Here is a 17,102-nt window from a genome sequence, read left to right as displayed (position 1 = left end):
GAGGATGATTGTCAGGGCTTCGTGATGCTCCCGTGACGTGACGACGGCCGCGGCCCCGGAAGGGGTCGCGGCCGTCGTCGTGGAGCGGATGAGGGACTAGCGGGACGGCACCGGGACCGAGGGCTCGTCCGACTCGCCGGCGCCCGGGTCGGTGGGCGTGGTGGCCGTGATCGTCACCCCGGCGGAGGCGGCGCTCTGCAGCGAGCCGCAGTTGGCGACGTAGGACACCGTGACGTTGCCGGCCGTGCTCGACTTCACCTGCACCTGCGTCACGTTGGTGCCCAGCCCGCCGCTGGTCGCACCGGCGGCGTCCGTGCCGGGCTCGGTGATCGTGTACGTGTAGCCCGTCAGCGAGTACCCCGAGGGGCAGTTCTGGTAGGGCTGCCACGAGACGGTCGCCGTCGTCGCACCGTCGGCGGGGATGGTGCTCGGCGAGGCCGTCGGAGCCGTGGGCTGCGTCGGCTGGGGCGCGGCACGGTAGATCGAGAGCGTGATGGTGCTGCCCTTGGTCACGTTGCCGGTCGGGTTCAGGCTCGCGACGGTGCCGTCGGCCGCAGGGTCGGGTGCGGGGGTCGAGCTGTCCTGCGACAGGACGACGAGGCCCAGGTCCTCCAGCTGCGAGCGGGCGTCGCCCTCGGCCAGGCCGACGTAGTCGCTCGAGTCGACCTGCACCGTGGTGGGGGTCGCGCTCGGCGTGGGGGTCGGGGTGGTCGGCTCGGGGCTCGGCGTCGTCGAGGGGGCGCTCGACGTCGTGGGCGCGGGATCCGGCTCGTCACCGTTCAGCGCGAACGCGGCGAGGGCGACCACGCCGGCGAGCACGAGCACGCCGAGGACGATCAGCGGCCAGAACCAGGGGCTGCGCTTCTTCTTCTCGTCGTCGTCGAGCTCGTCGCCGCGGAGGGCGTCGGGGTCGGCCGAGCCGGGCACGTAGGCCGTGGTCGCGGCGGCGCCGGCGGGCGCGAAGGCGCGGGTGCTGTCGTCCTGTGCGGAGAAGAGCTGGGTGGCGGCCTCGGCGCCGGCGGCGCCGGCGGCGACCCCGATGGCGGGCACGGCGACCGTGGCGGCCGCGACGTCGCCGCGGCGGAGCGCACGGGCGGCCTGCGCGAGCGCCGACGCGGACGCGGGGCGGTCGGCCGGCTTCTTGGCGATGCACGAGAGCACGAGGCGACGGACGGGCTCCGGGACGGAGGCCGGGAGGTCCGGCGGCTGCTCGTTGATCTGGGCCATGGCGATGGCGACCTGCGACTCGCCCGTGAAGGGGCGACGACCGGCGAGGGCCTCGTAGGCGACGATGCCGAGCGAGTAGATGTCGGTGCTCGGCGACGCGGGGTGGCCGCTGGCCTGCTCGGGCGAGAGGTACTGGACGGTGCCCATCACCTGGCCGGTGGCGGTCAGCGGCACCTGGTCGGCGATGCGGGCGATGCCGAAGTCGGTGATCTTGACGCGCCCGTCGGGCGTGACGAGCAGGTTGCCCGGCTTGATGTCGCGGTGCACGAGGCCCGCCGCGTGGGCGGCCTGCAGGGCCGACGCGGTCTGCGCGACGATGTCGAGCACCTTGTCGGTGGGGAGAACGCGGTCGCGCTCGAGCACCGTCGACATGGCCTCGCCGGGCACGAGCTCCATCACGAGGTAGGCGCTGCCCTCCTCCTCGCCGTAGTCGAAGACGTTGGCGATGCCCTCGTGGTTGACGAGGGCCGCGTGCCGCGCCTCGGCCCGGAAGCGCTCGAGGAACCCGGGGTCGCCCAGGTACTCGTCCTTCAGGATCTTGATCGCGACCGTGCGGCCGATGACGAGGTCGGTGGCTTCCCAGACCTCGCCCATGCCGCCGATGGCGACGCGGGTCGACAACTGGTATCGCCCACCGAAGGTGATTCCGCCGGAAGGTCTCATCTGTTCAGCACCGCCTCTAGTACTTTCTTCGCGATTGGTGACGCGACACTGTTGCCGAAGGCCGACTGGCCCTGTCCTCCGCCGTTCTCGACGACGACGGCCACCGCGACCTGGGGGTCGACCGCGGGGGCGAAGCCGGTGAACCAGAGCGTGTAGGGGTCGCCCGGGCCGTTCTCCGCCGTGCCGGTCTTGCCGGCCACGTCGACACCACTGATTCTCGCATTGCTGGCGGCGCCGTCCGCGACGTCCTGCACCATCATGTCGGTCATCGTGGCCGCCGTGTCGGCGCTGATCGGCTCGCCGTACTCGGTCGGCGAGAAGTCGCGGACCGGGCTCAGGTCGGGGTTCAGGACGCTCTCGACGAGCGTGGGGTCCATCTGCGTGCCGCCGTTGGCGATCGCCGCCGAGACCATGGCCATCTGGAGCGGCGTGACGCGGTCCGAGCCCTGGCCGAACGACTGGAGCATGAGGGAGGCGTCGCTGATGGGGTCGCCGTCCTCGTCGGTGATCGGGAACTGGCTGGGCGTCACGGCCTGCGGGATGGCGATCGAGTCGTCGCCGAAGCCGAACGCCTCCGCCTGCTCCTGCAGCGCGTCGGCGCCGAGCTGCTGGCCGAGCTGGGCCATCGGGATGTTGCACGAGAGGCGCAGGGCCGTCGCCAGCGTCGCCGTCTCGCCGCCGCCGCAGCTGCCGCCCTCGGCGTTGTTGATGTTCGTCGAGGTGCCGGGCAGGGTCAGCGTGGCCGGGTTGGGGAACTCGCTGTCGGGCGTGTAGTCGCCGCTCTCCAGCGCCGCCGCGGTCGTGACGAGCTTGAACGTCGACCCGGGGGCGTAGAGGTCGCCCTGGATGGCCCTGTTCTGCAGCGGGTCGCCCGGGTCGGCCACGAGCTGGTCGTAGGAGGCCTTGACGGCGTCGCGGTCGTGGCTGGCGAGGAGGTTCGGGTCGTAGCTCTCCTTCGACACCATCGCGAGGATCGCGCCGGTCGAGGGGTCGACGGCGACGACGGCGCCCGAGTTCTCGCCCAGGGCGTCCCACGCGGCCTGCTGCACGGCCGGGTCGATCGTGAGGTTGACCGTGGCGCCCTCAGGGTCCTGCCCCGTGAGCACGGAGTTGACCTGGTCGAAGAACTGGGCGTTCGCGTTGCCGGTGAGGTAGTCGTTCATCGAGTCCTCGATGCCCCGCGACCCCTGGCCCAGCGTGTAGTAGCCGGTGACGGGGGCGTAGAGCTCGGCCGACGGGTAGGTGCGCTGGAACTCGTACACGTCGTCGACGGGCACGGACTGCGCGACCGGCTGGCCGTCGACGAGGATGGGCCCGCGCTGCGCCGAGTAGCTCGCGAGCAGGGTGCGGTAGTTGCGGCTGTCCGCCCGCAGCGAGTCGGCCTGGAAGGCCGTGATGTACGTGCTCGAGACGAGCAGCGCGACGAACATCGCCAGCACGACGAAGCTCACGCGTCTGAGTTCCTTGTTCATCAGCCGACCACCAGCCTCGGTTGGGAGCGCACCGAATCGGACAGGCGCAGCAGCAGGGCCACGATGATCCAGTTCGCCACGAGCGACGACCCGCCCGCCGCGAGGAAGGGCGCGGTGAGGCCGGTCAGGGGGATGACGCGGGTGACGCCGCCGAGGACGACGAAGACCTGCAGGGCGATGACGAACGAGACGCCGACGCCGAGCATGCGGCCGAAGTCGTCCTGGCCGACGAAGCCGATGCGGAAGCCGCGCGACACCAGCAGCATGTAGAGCGCGAGGATCGCGAAGATGCCGGCGAGGCCGAGCTCCTCGCCGAGGGCGGCGAAGATGTAGTCGCTCTCGGCCAGCGGGGTCGTCTGCGGGCGGCCCTGGCCGAGGCCGGTGCCGAGCAGGCCTCCGTTCGCGAAGCCGAACAGGCCGGTCACGAGCTGGAACGACCCGCCGTCGGCGTTGTACTCGACCGGGTCGAACGGGTTGAGCCAGGCGGCGAAGCGGCCCTGCACGTAGCTGAGGAAGGTGCTGGCGACGAGGGCCCCGCCGAGGAAGAGCGTGAGGCCGAGCACGATCCAGCTCGCGCGCCCCGTGCCGATGTAGATCATCACGAGGAAGAGGCCGAAGTAGAGCAGCGAGGTGCCGAGGTCGCGCTGGAAGATCAGCACGCCCATCGCCACGAGCCAGACGATGAGGATCGGGCCGAGGTCACGGGCGCGGGGGAACCGCATGCCGAGGATCTTCGGGCCCATCAGCGACAGGTTGTCGCGAGCGGTCACGAGGTAGCCGGCGAAGAACACGGCGAGCGTGATCTTCGCGATCTCGCCGGGCTGGAACGAGAAGGGCCCGAGGTCGATCCAGACGCGGGCGTTGAGGCCCTCGCGGCCGATGCCCGGCACCAGCGGCAGCATCAGCAGCACGATCGAGACGAACATCGCGATGTAGCGGTAGCGCGACAGCACGCGGTAGTTGCGGATGACGAGCAGCGCGACGAGGGCGATCGCCATCGCCATGGCCGTCCAGGCGATCTGCTTGATGCCGAGGGCGTCCCACCCGGCGGTGCCGCGGGCCAGGTCGAGGCGGTAGATCTCGGCGATGCCGATGCCGTTGAGCGTCAGCGCGATCGGCATGATGAACGGGTCGGCCTCGCGGGCGACGACCCGCAGGACGAGGTGGAAGACCAGGGCCAGGCCGAGGATGCTCGAGCCCGACACGAGGACGCTCGGGTCGATCGCCCCCGTGGCCCCCAGCTGCACCAGCACGATCGCGCCGGCGCAGATGCCCGCCGCGGCGACGAGCAGCAGCAGCTCGAGGTTGCGGAGCCGAGCCGGCTGACGCAGGCGGATGGTGATCGCCTGCGTGAAGTTCTCCGGGGGAGCGGAGGCGGCGGACGACGTGACGGGCCCGCGGGAGCCTCCCGCGCCTCCTCGGGACTGGCCGATCAGCTCGGTCGACGCGTCGTCACTCGGCGGCATCGGTCAGCCTCTCGACGATGGCGCGCGCGTCGCTCAGCGAGTCGGCGTTGATCGTGTCGCGCACGGTCAGCTGCGTGTAGTTGGGGAGGTCGTCGACCTGGACGGGGGTCTCTTCGTAGACCTCGCTGAGGCTGATCGGCCCGAGGCTCTGCTGCACGCCCTTGTAGATGACGACGGTGCCCTCGCGCTCGCCCACGTAGTAGTGGTCTTGGGTCCACTGGTAGGCCAGCACGAGGCCGGCGGCCAGGGCCGCGATCGCGACGACGAGGGCGACCAGCCAGGTGACGCGCCGACGGCGACGCCGACGGCGGTCCTCGGCGATGAGCTCGGCGAGGTACTCGTCGCTCTCGGGCTCGAAGTGGCTGTCCTCCGGCGTGGTCGCGACCTTGAGCGGGTGCAGCAGGATGCTCGGCAGGCGCAGCGACTTGCGCCCGGCCTCGCCCTCGAAGGTCAGGGGCTCGGAGGCCGAGCCGACCGTCACGGCGGGCTCGACCGACGAGTCGCCCGACTCGTCGACGTCGACGATGACGACCGTGACGTTGTCGGGGGCGCCGTGGTCGAGGGTCTCCTTCACCAGGCGACGGCAGGTCTGCTCGGGGTCGAGGCCGGCCGCGAGGGCCTTCTTGATGCGGTCCTCCGCCAGGTAGCTGCTGAGGCCGTCGGAGCAGATCAGCCAGCGGTCGCCCGGCAGGGTGCCGAGGGTCGCGGTGTCGATCTCGGGCGCCGCGTCGACGTCGCCGAGCACGCGCATCAGGACGCTCCTGCGGGGGTGGACCGCCGCCTCCTCGGCGGTGATCCGGCCGCTGTCGACGAGGCGCTGCACGAACGTGTGGTCGGCGGTGATCTGGCTGAGCTCGCCCTCGCGCCACAGGTAGATGCGCGAGTCGCCGATGTGCGCGACGGTCATGCTGTCGCCGACCCGCAGCAGAGCGCTGACGGTCGTGCCCATGCCGGTGAGCTCCTGGTGCTCGAAGACCGTCTCGGCGAGCAGCTGGTTCGCGGCGATCAGCGACGACTGCAGCGCGAACTCGGCGTCGCCGGGCGAGGTGTACTGCTTGTCGGTCTCGCGGATGCGGCGGATCGCGATCGCCGAGGCGACGTCGCCGCCGGCGTGCCCGCCCATGCCGTCGGCGACGACGAACAGCTGCGTGCCGGCGTAGCCGCTGTCCTGGTTGTTGGACCGGATCTTGCCCACGTGGGACAGCGCGGCGCTCTTGGGGTGCGTCACGGGCGCTACCGTCGCAGCTCGAAGCTCGTCTGCCCGATCGTCACGGTGGCGCCGACCGGCACCGGTGTGGGAACGGTCACTCGCTCGCCCGCGAGGAAGGTGCCGTTCGTGCTGTCGAGGTCCTGGACGACCCAGCGGCCGTTCCAGAGCATCAGACGGGCGTGGTGCGTGGAGGTGTAGTCGTCGCGGATCACGAGGGCGCTCTCCTGCGAGCGACCGATCGTGAGCGGCCCGTCGCCGAGCGGCATCTCGAGGCCGGCCTTCGCGCCCTTCGTGATGACCAGGCGGGACGCGGGGCCGTCACCGGCGGGAGCGGGCCGACCCGCGCCTCCTGCGGGGGCGGGCGTCACCGGTGCTCGCGGAGCCGCGGGTGCCGGAGGCGCGGTGGCGGTCGACTGCGCCTGCCCCGCCCCGCCGTCGGTGGGCAGCTTGCGCGCCCGCTGGCCGAAGAGGTCGGAGCGGAGCGCGAACACGATCGCGAAGACGAAGAGCCACAGCACGGCCAGGAAGCCGAACCGGAGGGCGAGGAGGGTGAGCTCGCTGGTCATCGACGGGCCTCCCGGGAGTCGGGCCCGGCGAAGGGGTCGGGCGTCGAGGACAGGGGGAGCACGCGGAACACGATACGCGTACGACCGATCTCGATCGTGGAGTCGGGCAGCAGGGGCGACTTCTTGAGCGGCGACCCGTTCAGCTTCGAGCCGTTCGTCGACCCCAGGTCACGGACCTGTGCGTGCTGGCCGTCCCACAGGACCTCGACGTGCTGACGGCTCGTGCCGGTGTCGCTCACCGTGATGTCGGCGTCGCTGCCGCGACCGATGACCGTGCGCTGGCCCACCAGCGGGTGGCGCACCCCGTCGATCTCGACGAACGGCCGCCACTTGACCTCGCCGCGGACGTTGCTCGACTCGATCGACATGATGCCGACGCTGAGCGAGTCGTCCTCCTGCAGCCGCACGCTGAGCGGGCCGGCGAAGGCGTAGCCCTGAGCGGTCGCGTGGCGCTGGGTCAGCTGCGTGAGCTCGTCGATCAGGGTCGGGCCGATCGCCGACATCTTCGCGTGGTCCGTCGCCGACAGCCGGACGACGAGGTCGTTGGGCACGAGGATGCGGTCGCGCGAGACGACGGCGGCCTTCGTGTCGAGCTCACGACGCAGGGCGTTCGTGATCTCCAGCGGCTGGACGCCCGAACGGAACGTCTTGGCGAAGGCGCCGTTGACGGCGCGCTCCAGCCCACGTTCGAAGTTGTCGAGCAGTCCCATGCGTCTCCAGGTCGGGGGTCACTGGTCGCCCGATCTTAGCCGGGTCGCGTGCGAGGTCGGTGTCGGCCGGCCTGGGGACGCTCATCTGGGCCCCTCCACCGTGCTAGAGTTGCTGAGTTCGCGCGAGTGGCGGAATTGGCAGACGCGCTGGCTTCAGGTGCCAGTGCTCGAAAGGGCGTGGGGGTTCAAGTCCCCCCTCGCGCACGAACACGAAAAGGCCTCCCAGTGGGAGGCCTTTTCTCGTTCTCGGTGCTTGTCGGCTGCGCCGCCGCCGCTGCGGCGCAGAGCGGAACGGCTCACCCTCTGGGTGAGCCGTTCTGCGGGGACGCGGGCGGGCGGGTTCGACGGGGTCGGGCGTCCGTGACGGCCCGGGTGAGTCGAACTCGCCCACGGGCGGGCTAGATGCCGTCGACCGCGGCCTTGGCGCGCTGCATCGCGGTCTGGGCGGACTCGTCGTTCGACTGCAGGGAGGTGCGCAGCGTGTTGATGATCGTGCGCACCTCGGTGGCGACGCGGTTCCAGCGCTGCTCCTTGCCCGCGTACTCCTCGCTGGAGCCGTCGGCCTGGTAGTCCGCCATGGCGGTCTTCACGTCGGCGTCGCGCTGCGTGATGAGCGCCTCGAGGCGGCTCGCGACCGCGTTGAAGTTGTCCTGGGCGTTGCCCGATGCGCCGAGGTCGAAGTCCCGGCGGTCCGTTGCGTTGGCCATCTGTCTCTCCCCCTATGCCTGCGTGCCGAATCGGGCGGCCTCGAAGCCGGCGCCCGCCTGTGCCGACGTGGTCTCGTCGGCGATCTGCTGCTCGCCCTCGAGGAAGGCGCGGTTCTGGCCGGTGATGCCGGTGAGCACCGACGACAGGGCGGCGTTCAGCTCGACGGAGATGCCGTCGACCTCGCCCTTGAAACGGTCGAACGCGGCTCGGCCGGCACCGTTGAAGCGCCCCTCGAGCGGCTCGGCGGCGTCGGCGAGCTGGCGCACGAGGGCGCCGAGGTCGTCGCCGGCCCCGCTCGTCTTCTGGCTCAGCTGCGTGAGGGTCTCGCTCCCCATGGCGAACTTCATCATCGTCTTCTCCTGAACGTCGGACTCTGTCGACCTGGTGGTCGACTCATGAGGAAATCACGATATCGACCGGTCTGCCACCCGTCGGAGGGGTACATCTGCGCGGCCCGTGGCCGTCGACAGATCGGTCTGCCCCCGTTCGTGGCGGAGACGGACCTACGACGCGGGGGGTCGACTAGCCTGGCACCCGACCACCGGCTCAGGGGACGCGGGCGGTCGCCCCGGGCCTCGTCGTCCGACCTCGTGTCGTCCCCGTGTCAGGAGGACCACGGTGGGAGCCCTCGTCGGCGCACGCAGCTGCGGCCGCTGCGGCGAACCGCTCGAGCAGGCGACCACGTGGTGCCACTGGTGCGGGGTCCGGATCGTCGCGGCCGCCCCGGGCAGCGCCGTCGGCACGTACTCGGGCCTGCTCGCCGGCGTGCAGACGGCCGCGCCGTCCCGCCGCCGCAGCGCCGTGGCGATCGACTGGGGCGTGCCGCTGGTGCTGCTGGCGGTGGCGGTCGTCGGCGTCGTGACCGGCGCCTCCTCCGCTCCCTCCGCCTCGGCCACGAGCCCCGACGGCCCCCTCGTGCCGCTCGGGCTGCAGATCGCCGCGGCGGCGCTCGCCGTCGCCGTCGTCGCCCTCGACGTCGTGCTCTTCGTCGGCCGGGGCCGGTCGCTCGGCCGCCTCGCCCTCCGCCTCCGCACGGTCGACGACCTCACGGGGCGCCCGCCGGCGGTGCTGCGCGTCGACCGCCGCGGCCGGTTCTCGGTGCGGCGACAGACGGTCACGGTCGACCTGCGCCGCGGTCGCGACCCGCTCACCTCCTCGTCGCCGGTCCTCCGCCGGCCCGTGCTCGCGCCTCCGGAGGCCCTGACCGGCCCCGCGAGGGCCGTCGACCCGGCCGAGTCGTCGTGGCGACCCGACGAGGCGACCCTCGGCCGCACCGGCTCGGGGCGCCCGGCGCCCACCGCCGCGTCGGTCGTGCTCGTGCTCGACAGCGGCGAACGCCTCGACCTCGAGTCGACCCTCGTCATCGGCCGGGCCCCGGCCCTCCGCGACGGCGACGAGCACCCCGTGTTCGCCTGGGCCGACCTCGGCCGCAGCCTGACGAAGACCCACGCGCTGCTCGAGTGGCAGGGCTCCGTGCTCTGGGTCACCGATCTCGGCTCGACCAACGGCTCGTCGCTCGTCGCCCCCGACGGCACGCGCCAGCCGCTCGTGCCCGGGCTCCGCGGCCCGGCGGCGCCCGGCTGGACGATCGAGCTGGGCGAGCGGACCCTCGCCGTGCAGCCCTCCGGCGTCGTCGACGACCAGCGGGCGCCCGCGCCCGTGACCGGCCCCGTCGGCGTCGCGAGCGGTGCCGGCGACCCGGCCCGCGACTCCCGCCCGGCCCCCGACCCCCGAGGAGAGGTGCACCGTGAGCGGTGACCGCGACGTCGTCCTGCTCGAGACCGTCAAGACCCACCGGGCGCGCCTGGTCTCGGCCCTGCTCTTCGGCGAGCTCGACGAGCGCCGTGTCGTCACCGACAACGTGCGCCGCCTCGTCGTCAGCCTGGTGATCGCCGCCGTGGCCTGCGCGGGCTGCGCCGGCACGTCGTTCGTGCTCTCGGTGCTCGCCGACCAGGAGGCCGCGAAGGTGCAGCAGCAGCAGTCGCAGCAGGTCGGCACGGGCGGCTCCGGAGGCGCGGTGCCGGCCACCGACGCCCCCTCCGCCCCGCAGACCGGCGACGCCGACCCCCGCCCCACGCCGACCACGGAGCCCCGATGACCGACTACACCCGCCTGACCATCGTCGGGTCGACGCGCAAGGCCGAGCTCGTGGTGCCGGCCGACGAGCCGATCGGCGGGCTGATCCCGCGCCTGATGGAGCTGCTCGACGAGCGCCCCGGAGCGGTCTCGCGGCCCCTGACACTGGTGCGCTCGACGGGCGAGCAGCTCGACACCTCGCTCTCGGTCGCCGAGCAGCGCGTCGTCGACGGCGAGCTGCTGCGCCTGCTCCGCGAGGACGCCGCGCCGCCGCCGCCCGAGGTCGCCGACGTCACCGACGTGCTCGCCGAGTCGCTGGCGTCGCGGCCCGGCCTCTGGACCCGCCGTTCTCGCACCGCGACGGCCGCCGTCTCGATCGGCCTGCTCTCGGCCGTGCTCGCGACCGTGGCCACTCGGCTCGACGAGGTCGAGCCGCTCGCCTCGATCGGCGGCACCTGGCTGCTCGGCGTGCTGGTCGCGGTGGTCGCCGGCCGCGTCGGCGGCCGCTGGCTCGCCACCGCCGCGACCGCGGTGTCGCTGGGGGCCTCGGTGCCGCTGGCGGTCGTGCTCGTGGCGACCGACGCCTCCGGCCTGCTCGTGCCCGCGGTCGACCTGCCGCTGATCGCCCTCGTGCTCGTCTGGGCCGCCCTGGGGCTCGGCGCCGGCGCCGGCCTCGGCCTCCGCACGGCGTGGTGGGGAGCGGTGCTCGGCGTCGTGCTCGCGGCCGTGCCGGTCGCCCTGCGCCTGCTCGGCGTCGACGACCCGGGGGCGGTCGGCGTCGGCGCGGTGCTCGCGGTCGTCGTCTGCGGCCTGCTGCCCTGGTACGCGATGAGCGCCTCCGGCCTCACGGGCCTCGACGACCAGGTCGTCGACGGCCGCCGCGGCCGCCGCGACGAGGTGCTCGTCACCGTCACGGACGCCTACCGCACCCTCACCTGGGCCACCTTCGCCGTGGCGGGCCCGATCGCGGTCACGGCCGTCGCCCTCATCGGGGCCGACGACCTCTGGCAGGTCGGCCTCGGCGTCGCCGTCGTGCTCGTCGTCGCCGCCCGGACCCGGGCCCTGCCGATCGCCGTCCAGGGCTGGGCGCTCTGGGGCGCCGCCCTCGTCGGCCTGCTCGGCGGCGCGCTGGCGCAGGCCCTCGCGCCCACCTGGCTGCTCGTCGTCGTCCTCGCCGCGGGCGTCGTGGTCGCCGTCGTCGCGGGGGCGGTCGACCCGGTCGCGCACCAGAGGGCCTCGCTCCGCCGCTTCGGCAACACCGTCGAGGCGCTCAGCGTCGTCGCGCTGCTGCCGGTGCTCGTCGGCGTCTTCGGGTTCTACGCCGAGCTGCTGGCGGCGTTCTCGTGACCGCCTTCGACGCGTTCGTCCGCTCGGCGCCCCTCGCCCTGGTCGGCAGCGTCTCGGCCCGCGTGCACGAGCTGAGCCGCGTCGACGAGGTGCTGCGCCGACCGATGCCCGTGTCGCGGCGCATCGGCGTCGTCCAGGCGCGCGGCGGGGCGGGCGCGAGCACCACGGCCGGCTACGTCGCGGCCCTCCTCGCTCGCCGACGCCCGGGCCTCGTGCTCGGCGTCGACGCCTCCCGGGGCACCCGCGACATGCTCTGGCACGCCGGGGTGCCCGCCGGCGCGGGCGCGACGCCCAGCAGCCGACGCCGCACGGCCCGGCGCTCCGCCGACGCCGTCGACGGGCTGCCGCGCACGCCCTCGGGCCTCTGGGCCCTCGACCTCGACCCCCGCGACGAGTCACGGGCGGTCGCTCCCGCCGCGGCGTGGTTCGACGAGGTCACCCCGATCAGCCGCTTCTTCGAGCTGGTCGTCACCGACTGGGGCGTCCGCGACTGGCGGGCCGACCTCGGCGAGGTCGTCTCGGCCAGCCGCACCGTCTGCATCGTGGCGCGGGCCGACCGCCACGCCGCGGAGGAGGCCGCCGCCCTCGTGCCGGCCGTCAAGGACCACCCCGACCGCCCCGACGTCGTCATCGCCCTCGTCGACGTCGGCGGCGCCGGCCGAGCCGCGCCCACCACCGTCGGCGACGACCCGACGGTGCCGGTCGTGCGCATCCCGCACGACCCGCGCCGGGGCTCGTCGCGCCCGGTCGGGAGCGCGGCCCTCGGCACGCGCACCCGCATCGCGTACGCCCGCCTCGCCGCGGCGCTGATGCCCGACGGGGCCGCGGTCGTGGGCGCCCCGGGGGCCGGTCGCTCCGGCGGCGGCCCGACCCGCGCCTCCGGCGCTCGCCCCGACCCCGGGCCCGCCCCCGACGTCGACCGCTCGGCGGGCTCCGAGCGACGGAGCGCCCGCCGCGCCGCCGACGCCGCCGACCCCGCGGCCGCCCCGCGCCGACAGGAGGGACGACGATGACCGTCCGGCTCGTCCACCGCCCGACCCGCATCACCCGCCCGGTGCAGCCCGCCGAGCACGAGGACGTCACCCCGCCGCCGCAGCTCGCCGACGGCAAGGTCGGCGGCGTGCCCGTCCAGGCCCTGCTGCCCGTCGTCGGCGCCCTCTCGTCGGTCGTGATGATCGTGGTCTACCGCGGCAGCTCGAACCCGCTCTTCCTGCTCGTCGGCGGCGTGCTGCTCGTCGTCGCGCTGATCGGCGGCCTCGCGGTCACCCTGAGCCAGCGGGGCAACGCCGTGCGCCAGCGCCGGGTGCAGCGCGAGCGCTACCTCGACTTCCTCGAGCGGCTGCGCAGCCGGATGCGCACGAAGGCCCGCGCCGTCCGCGCGACCGCCGCCGTGCTCGACCCGGAGCCCGCCGCCCTGCTCGAGCTCGTCCGCGACCCGGCCCGCCTCTGGGAGCGCCGTCGCCAGCACGACGACTTCCTCTCCGTCCGCATCGGCGAGGGCGACCTCGCGTGGTTCCCGATGTCGGTGCCGGAGGACCCGAACCCGGTGCAGCCCTTCGACCCGATCATGGTGAGCGAGGCCCAGTCGGTCGTCGACCACCTCTCGACCGTGCGGGGCATGCCGATCACGGTCGACCTCGACCGGGCCGGCTCCGTCGCCGTGCTCGGCGACCGCGAGGGGGCGCTCCGCGTCGCCCGGTCGATGATCCTGCAGCTCGCCGCCCTGCACTCGCCCGACGACGTGCACGTCGCCGCGGCCTTCCCCGAGGGCGCCGCGGCCGACTGGCGCGGCGTCGACCTGCTGCCGCACGCGGTCGACGACGCCCTCCTCGACGGACCGGTGCCGGCGCGACGCGTCGCGAGCAGCGCCTCCGCGTTGCTCTCCGTGATCGGCGGCGAGCTGGGCGACCGCGCGCAGGAGGCGGCGACCACGAAGCGCTCGATCGGCACCACCGCGCGCACCGAGGGGTCGCGCCTCGTGGTGTTCGTCGACGACTGGGGGCACGTCGCGTCGAGCATCCCGGTGCCCGACGCCGACCTGTCGCTGACCGACCTCGGGGTGACCACGGTGCACCTGCTCAGCGACCGCCTCCACGAGCCCTCCGACGTGACGCTGCGCATCACCGTCGAGGGCGACCAGGCCGTCGTGACCGACGCCCGGATCGAGGACGACGGCCAGGTGCGCGTGCAGACCGCCACGGTCGACGCCACCACCCCGCAGCTCTTCGAGGCCGTCGCCCGCACCCTGACGCCGCTGCGCCTCAGCCTCAGCCGGCAGGACGAGGTCGACTCGGCGCGCTCGATCGGCGTCACCGAGCTGCTCGGCATCGACGACATCACGACGCTCACGCCCGCCTCGGCCTGGACGCCGCGCTCACCGCGCGACTTCCTCCGCGTGCCGATCGGCCTCGACGACTTCGGCGCCCCGGTGCTGCTCGACCTCAAGGAGTCGGCGCAGCTCGGCATGGGCCCGCACGGCATCTGCATCGGCGCGACCGGCTCGGGCAAGAGCGAGCTGCTCCGCACGCTCGTGCTCGGCCTCGCCCTCTCGCACTCGCCCGAGGACCTCAGCATGGTGCTCGTCGACTACAAGGGAGGCGCGGCGTTCGCGCCGTTCCAGGGCCTGCCGCACGTCGCCGGCCTGATCGACAACCTCGCCGACGACGCCCAGCTCACCGAGCGGGCCCGCGTGAGCATCCAGGGCGAGGTCGTGCGCCGGCAGGAGCAGCTGCGCGACGCGGGCGGCGCCGCGTCGATCAGCCACTACCGCGAGATGCGGGCCGAGCGGCCGGAGCTGCCGCCGATGCCGCACCTCTTCGTCGTCATCGACGAGTTCGGCGAGCTGCTCACCGCCGAGCCCGAGTTCGTCGACCTGCTGCTGACCATCGGCCGCATCGGCCGCTCGATCGGCGTGCACCTGCTGCTGTCGAGCCAGCGCATCGAGGCCGGCAAGCTGCGCGGCCTCGACACGTACCTCTCGTACCGGATCGGCCTCCGCACCTTCTCCGAGGCCGAGAGCTCGATCGTGCTCGACCGGCCCGACGCCTTCCACCTGCCCGCCGTGCCCGGCTACGGGTACCTCAAGGTCGACACCTCGGTGTACCGGAGGTTCCGGGCCGGGTTCGTCTCCGGGCCGCTGCCCACCGAGGCGGCGCGCGCCCTCTCGACGGCCGACGTGCGACCGGTGCCGCTGCTGCTGCCGACCTACAACGGCATCGGCTCCACCGACGACGACGACCGCGAGGAGGAGCTCAAGCGCCCCGACGTCGGCCGCGCCGTCATCGACGAGGCCGTCGACCGCCTGATGGCGGGGCCGGCCGCCGTCGACCCGGTCTGGCTGCCGCCGCTGCCGCCGCGCCTCGCGCTCTCGCGCGTCGTCGGCGAGCCCGGGGCGGGCGGGCTGAGCGTGCCGATGGGCCTGCTCGACGACCCGGTGCACCAGCGGCAGGACCCGTGGCTGCTCGACCTGTCGCGCGCCGGCGGGCACGTCGCCGTGATCGGGGCGCCGCAGACCGGGCGCAGCACCTTCCTCCGCACGATGGTCGCCTCGATCGCCCTCACGCACACCCCCCGCGAGGTGACCGTCTACGGCATGGACCTCACCGGGGGCGGCCTGTCGCGCATCGAGGGGTTCCCCCACGTCGGCGGAGTCGCCACGCGCGCCAGCAAGGACCGCCTGCTGCGCCTGCTCGAGGAGCTCGCCGCGATGCTCGTCGTGCGCGAGCGCGTCTTCCGCGACCACGGCATCGACTCGCTCGCGATGCTGCGCCGTGTGCACGCCGCCGGGGAGGTGCCCGAGCTGATCTCGGCCGACGTCGTCCTCGTCGTCGACGGCACGGGCCAGCTGCGCAGCGACTTCGTCGAGCTCGAGGGGCCCTTCGGCGAGCTGCTGCAGCGCGGCGGCAGCTACGGTCTGCACGTCGTGCTCGGCATGACCCGCTGGAACGAGCTGCGCATGGCCCAGCAGCCGCTGGTCGGCACCCGGGTGGAGCTGCGGCTCAACGACCCCGCCGACTCGGTGATCGGGCGGAAGCTCGCGCAGACCATCCGCTCCGACCAGCCGGGGCGGGTGCTGACTGACGACCACCTGTTCGCGCAGGTCGCGCTGCCGGTGCTCGACGACACCGACGACGACGACATCGGCGTCGCGCTCGAGGCCCTCGCCCGGCGCTCCGCGACGAGCTGGAACGGCCCGGCCGCGGCGCCCATCCGCCTCCTGCCCACCGAGCTGTCGCCCGACGAGCTGCCCGACGCGCTCGACGAGCCGGTCGCCGTGCCCTTCGGACTGCGCCAGGACACCATGCAGCCCGTGCTGCTCGACCCGTCGGTCGACCAGCACCTGCTCGTCTTCGGCGACTCACGGTCGGGCAAGTCGACGCTGCTGCGCGGCCTCGTGCGCGGGTTCGTCGACCGTGCCTCGCCCGACGAGCTCGTCGTCGCCCTGATGGACCTCCGCGGCGACCTCGTCGCCGAGGTGCCCGACGACTACCTCGGCGGCCACGCCTCGACGTCGACGGACGCCCGGGCGCTCGCGACGGCGGTCGCGGGCGAGCTCGCGAAGCGCCAGGCCGGCGACCGCGACTCGGGCCCGCGCATCGTCGTCGTGATCGACGACTACGACATCGTGGCGTCGGGCGGCACCGAGCCGCTCAAGCCGCTGCTGCCGTACCTGCCGTCCGCCCGCGACCTGCGGCTGCACGTGCTGCTGAGCCGGCCGGTCGCCGGGTCGGCCCGGGCGATGTACGACCCGGCGCTGCAGACGCTGCGCGACACGGGCGGGTCGTCGTTCGTGATGTCGGGCGAGCGGAGCGAGGGGCAGATCCTGCCGCAGGTGTACGCCGAGCAGATGACGGCGGGGCGCGGTCGCCTCGTGCGGCGCGGGCAGGCGCCGCGCATCGTGCAGGTGGCGCAGTTCGAGGCGGGGCCGGTCGCGGGTACGGCGGGTGCTGGTGCCGCGGGTGCGGGCGCCGCGGGTGCCGACGCGGCCGCCGGGGGCGCGTCGTGAGCGGCCGGCGCGTCGTCGTCGCGGGCACCGCGGGGGGAGTCGGCACCACGACGGTGACCGCGCTCCTGTTCACGAAGCTCAGCGACCGCTCGGTGCCGCGGCTCGTCGACCACACGGGCGGCGACCTCGGGGCCCGGCTGACCGGCGGCGACGACGCGGGCACGGTCGACTCGTCGCTGACGCTGCACGACCTCGGCCCGCACGCCGACGGCGCCCTGCTCGACCTGCTCGCCGACCCCGACGTGTTCGGGGTCGTGGTCGCGCCGACGACGAGCGCGGGCACCGCCGACGCCCGGCGCGTGCTGGAGGCGGTGCGCGAGCGGCACGGGAGCGGCGGCCTCCGTCGCGTGCTCGTCGTGGTCGTCGGGGTCTTCGGCCAGCACCGCACGGCCCGCGCCGAGGAGTCGCTGCAGAACGAGTTCGGCCGTCGGTCGCTCGTGGTCATCCCGCGCGACCCGGCGCTCGCCGCGGGCGGCCGCGTGCCGCTGAACCGCGTGACGGGCGAGTCGCGGCGCGCCCAGGACACGCTGGCGTCGTACCTCCGCGAGCGGCTGACGAGCCACGGGGGAGGCGCGGGCTGAGCCGTGGGGACCGCCCGCTCCGGTGCGCGGCGACGGCCGCGGTCGGTGCTGCGCGCTCCCGGAGGCACGGG

14 protein-coding genes and 1 tRNA gene are annotated in these 17,102 nt (G+C 73.9%); 7 read left to right on the top strand and 8 right to left on the bottom strand.

What is annotated here, in order from left to right; translation table 11 throughout:
• Nucleotides 1-96: 96 nt before the first annotated feature.
• Genes JOE43_RS03105 through JOE43_RS03080 form a run of 6 tightly spaced genes read right to left on the bottom strand, consistent with a single transcriptional unit; the run spans nt 97 to nt 7,314 of the window.
• Nucleotides 97-1,890, bottom strand: coding sequence for a protein kinase (locus JOE43_RS03105; RefSeq protein WP_209514617.1), 1,794 nt, complete (start codon nt 1,888-1,890; stop codon nt 97-99).
• A complete protein-coding gene (locus tag JOE43_RS03100) occupies nt 1,887-3,362 on the bottom strand; it encodes a penicillin-binding protein 2 (RefSeq protein ID WP_209514603.1) in 1,476 nt (491 codons plus the stop codon). The genes JOE43_RS03105 and JOE43_RS03100 overlap by 4 nt, the downstream gene beginning before the upstream one ends.
• Complete coding sequence (locus JOE43_RS03095; protein WP_209514602.1) at nt 3,362-4,828, bottom strand: FtsW/RodA/SpoVE family cell cycle protein; 1,467 nt, start codon at nt 4,826-4,828, stop codon at nt 3,362-3,364. Before JOE43_RS03095 ends, JOE43_RS03100 begins: the two co-directional genes overlap by 1 nt.
• On the bottom strand, nt 4,815-6,056 hold the full coding sequence (locus JOE43_RS03090; protein ID WP_209514600.1) for a PP2C family serine/threonine-protein phosphatase: 1,242 nt from the start codon (nt 6,054-6,056) through the stop codon (nt 4,815-4,817). Before JOE43_RS03090 ends, JOE43_RS03095 begins: the two co-directional genes overlap by 14 nt.
• Nucleotides 6,057-6,061: 5 nt before the next feature.
• On the bottom strand, nt 6,062-6,604 hold the full coding sequence (locus tag JOE43_RS03085) for an FHA domain-containing protein (RefSeq protein WP_209514598.1): 543 nt from the start codon (nt 6,602-6,604) through the stop codon (nt 6,062-6,064).
• Nucleotides 6,601-7,314: a DUF3662 and FHA domain-containing protein gene (locus JOE43_RS03080; protein WP_209514596.1), complete on the bottom strand. Its 714-nt coding sequence runs from the start codon at nt 7,312-7,314 to the stop codon at nt 6,601-6,603. The genes JOE43_RS03085 and JOE43_RS03080 overlap by 4 nt, the downstream gene beginning before the upstream one ends.
• Nucleotides 7,315-7,434: 120 nt before the next feature.
• Here JOE43_RS03080 and JOE43_RS03075 point away from each other — a divergent pair.
• Nucleotides 7,435-7,518, top strand: a tRNA-Leu gene (locus tag JOE43_RS03075).
• Nucleotides 7,519-7,712: 194 nt separating this feature from the next.
• Here JOE43_RS03075 and JOE43_RS03070 read toward each other — a convergent pair.
• Complete coding sequence (locus JOE43_RS03070) at nt 7,713-8,021, bottom strand: pore-forming ESAT-6 family protein (protein ID WP_209514588.1); 309 nt, start codon at nt 8,019-8,021, stop codon at nt 7,713-7,715.
• A 12-nt stretch (nt 8,022-8,033) separates the two neighbouring features.
• On the bottom strand, nt 8,034-8,372 hold the full coding sequence (locus tag JOE43_RS03065) for a hypothetical protein (RefSeq protein ID WP_307803216.1): 339 nt from the start codon (nt 8,370-8,372) through the stop codon (nt 8,034-8,036).
• A 268-nt stretch (nt 8,373-8,640) separates the two neighbouring features.
• Between JOE43_RS03065 and JOE43_RS03060 the strand changes: the two genes are divergently transcribed.
• The 6 genes from JOE43_RS03060 to JOE43_RS03035 are packed head-to-tail and all read left to right on the top strand — an operon-like array spanning nt 8,641 to nt 17,031.
• Nucleotides 8,641-9,780, top strand: a complete 1,140-nt coding sequence (locus JOE43_RS03060; protein ID WP_209514586.1) for an FHA domain-containing protein — start codon at nt 8,641-8,643, stop codon at nt 9,778-9,780.
• Entirely contained in the window at nt 9,770-10,120 is a 351-nt protein-coding gene (locus JOE43_RS03055; protein ID WP_209514584.1) for a hypothetical protein, read from the top strand. The genes JOE43_RS03060 and JOE43_RS03055 overlap by 11 nt, the downstream gene beginning before the upstream one ends.
• Nucleotides 10,117-11,445, top strand: coding sequence for an EsaB/YukD family protein (locus JOE43_RS03050; RefSeq protein ID WP_209514582.1), 1,329 nt, complete (start codon nt 10,117-10,119; stop codon nt 11,443-11,445). Before JOE43_RS03055 ends, JOE43_RS03050 begins: the two co-directional genes overlap by 4 nt.
• Nucleotides 11,442-12,458, top strand: a complete 1,017-nt coding sequence (locus tag JOE43_RS03045; protein WP_209514574.1) for a hypothetical protein — start codon at nt 11,442-11,444, stop codon at nt 12,456-12,458. Before JOE43_RS03050 ends, JOE43_RS03045 begins: the two co-directional genes overlap by 4 nt.
• Nucleotides 12,455-16,450 carry a type VII secretion protein EccCa gene (eccCa, locus tag JOE43_RS03040; RefSeq protein WP_209514572.1) on the top strand — a complete coding sequence of 1,332 codons (3,996 nt, stop codon included), beginning with the start codon at nt 12,455-12,457 and terminating at the stop codon, nt 16,448-16,450. Before JOE43_RS03045 ends, eccCa begins: the two co-directional genes overlap by 4 nt.
• Nucleotides 16,447-17,031 carry a hypothetical protein gene (locus tag JOE43_RS03035; protein ID WP_209514570.1) on the top strand — a complete coding sequence of 195 codons (585 nt, stop codon included), beginning with the start codon at nt 16,447-16,449 and terminating at the stop codon, nt 17,029-17,031. Before eccCa ends, JOE43_RS03035 begins: the two co-directional genes overlap by 4 nt.
• Nucleotides 17,032-17,102: the final 71 nt, after the last annotated feature.

The organism is Frigoribacterium sp. PvP121 (genome assembly GCF_017833115.1).
Classification (GTDB): Bacteria; Actinomycetota; Actinomycetes; order Actinomycetales; family Microbacteriaceae; genus Frigoribacterium; species Frigoribacterium endophyticum.
This window is presented reverse-complemented; position numbering and strand designations above follow the sequence as displayed.

Excerpts from the sequence above, each read along its gene's own strand:
- JOE43_RS03105 (WP_209514617.1), bottom strand. The coding sequence starts at position 1,890 with ATGAGACCTTCCGGCGGAATCACCTTCGGTGGGCGATACCAGTTGTCG.
- JOE43_RS03100 (WP_209514603.1), bottom strand. The coding sequence starts at position 3,362 with ATGAACAAGGAACTCAGACGCGTGAGCTTCGTCGTGCTGGCGATGTTC.
- JOE43_RS03095 (WP_209514602.1), bottom strand. The coding sequence starts at position 4,828 with ATGCCGCCGAGTGACGACGCGTCGACCGAGCTGATCGGCCAGTCCCGA.
- JOE43_RS03085 (WP_209514598.1), bottom strand. The coding sequence starts at position 6,604 with ATGACCAGCGAGCTCACCCTCCTCGCCCTCCGGTTCGGCTTCCTGGCC.
- JOE43_RS03080 (WP_209514596.1), bottom strand. The coding sequence starts at position 7,314 with ATGGGACTGCTCGACAACTTCGAACGTGGGCTGGAGCGCGCCGTCAAC.
- JOE43_RS03070 (WP_209514588.1), bottom strand. The coding sequence starts at position 8,021 with ATGGCCAACGCAACGGACCGCCGGGACTTCGACCTCGGCGCATCGGGC.
- JOE43_RS03065 (WP_307803216.1), bottom strand. The coding sequence starts at position 8,372 with ATGATGAAGTTCGCCATGGGGAGCGAGACCCTCACGCAGCTGAGCCAG.
- JOE43_RS03050 (WP_209514582.1), top strand. The coding sequence starts at position 10,117 with ATGACCGACTACACCCGCCTGACCATCGTCGGGTCGACGCGCAAGGCC.
- eccCa (WP_209514572.1), top strand. The coding sequence starts at position 12,455 with ATGACCGTCCGGCTCGTCCACCGCCCGACCCGCATCACCCGCCCGGTG.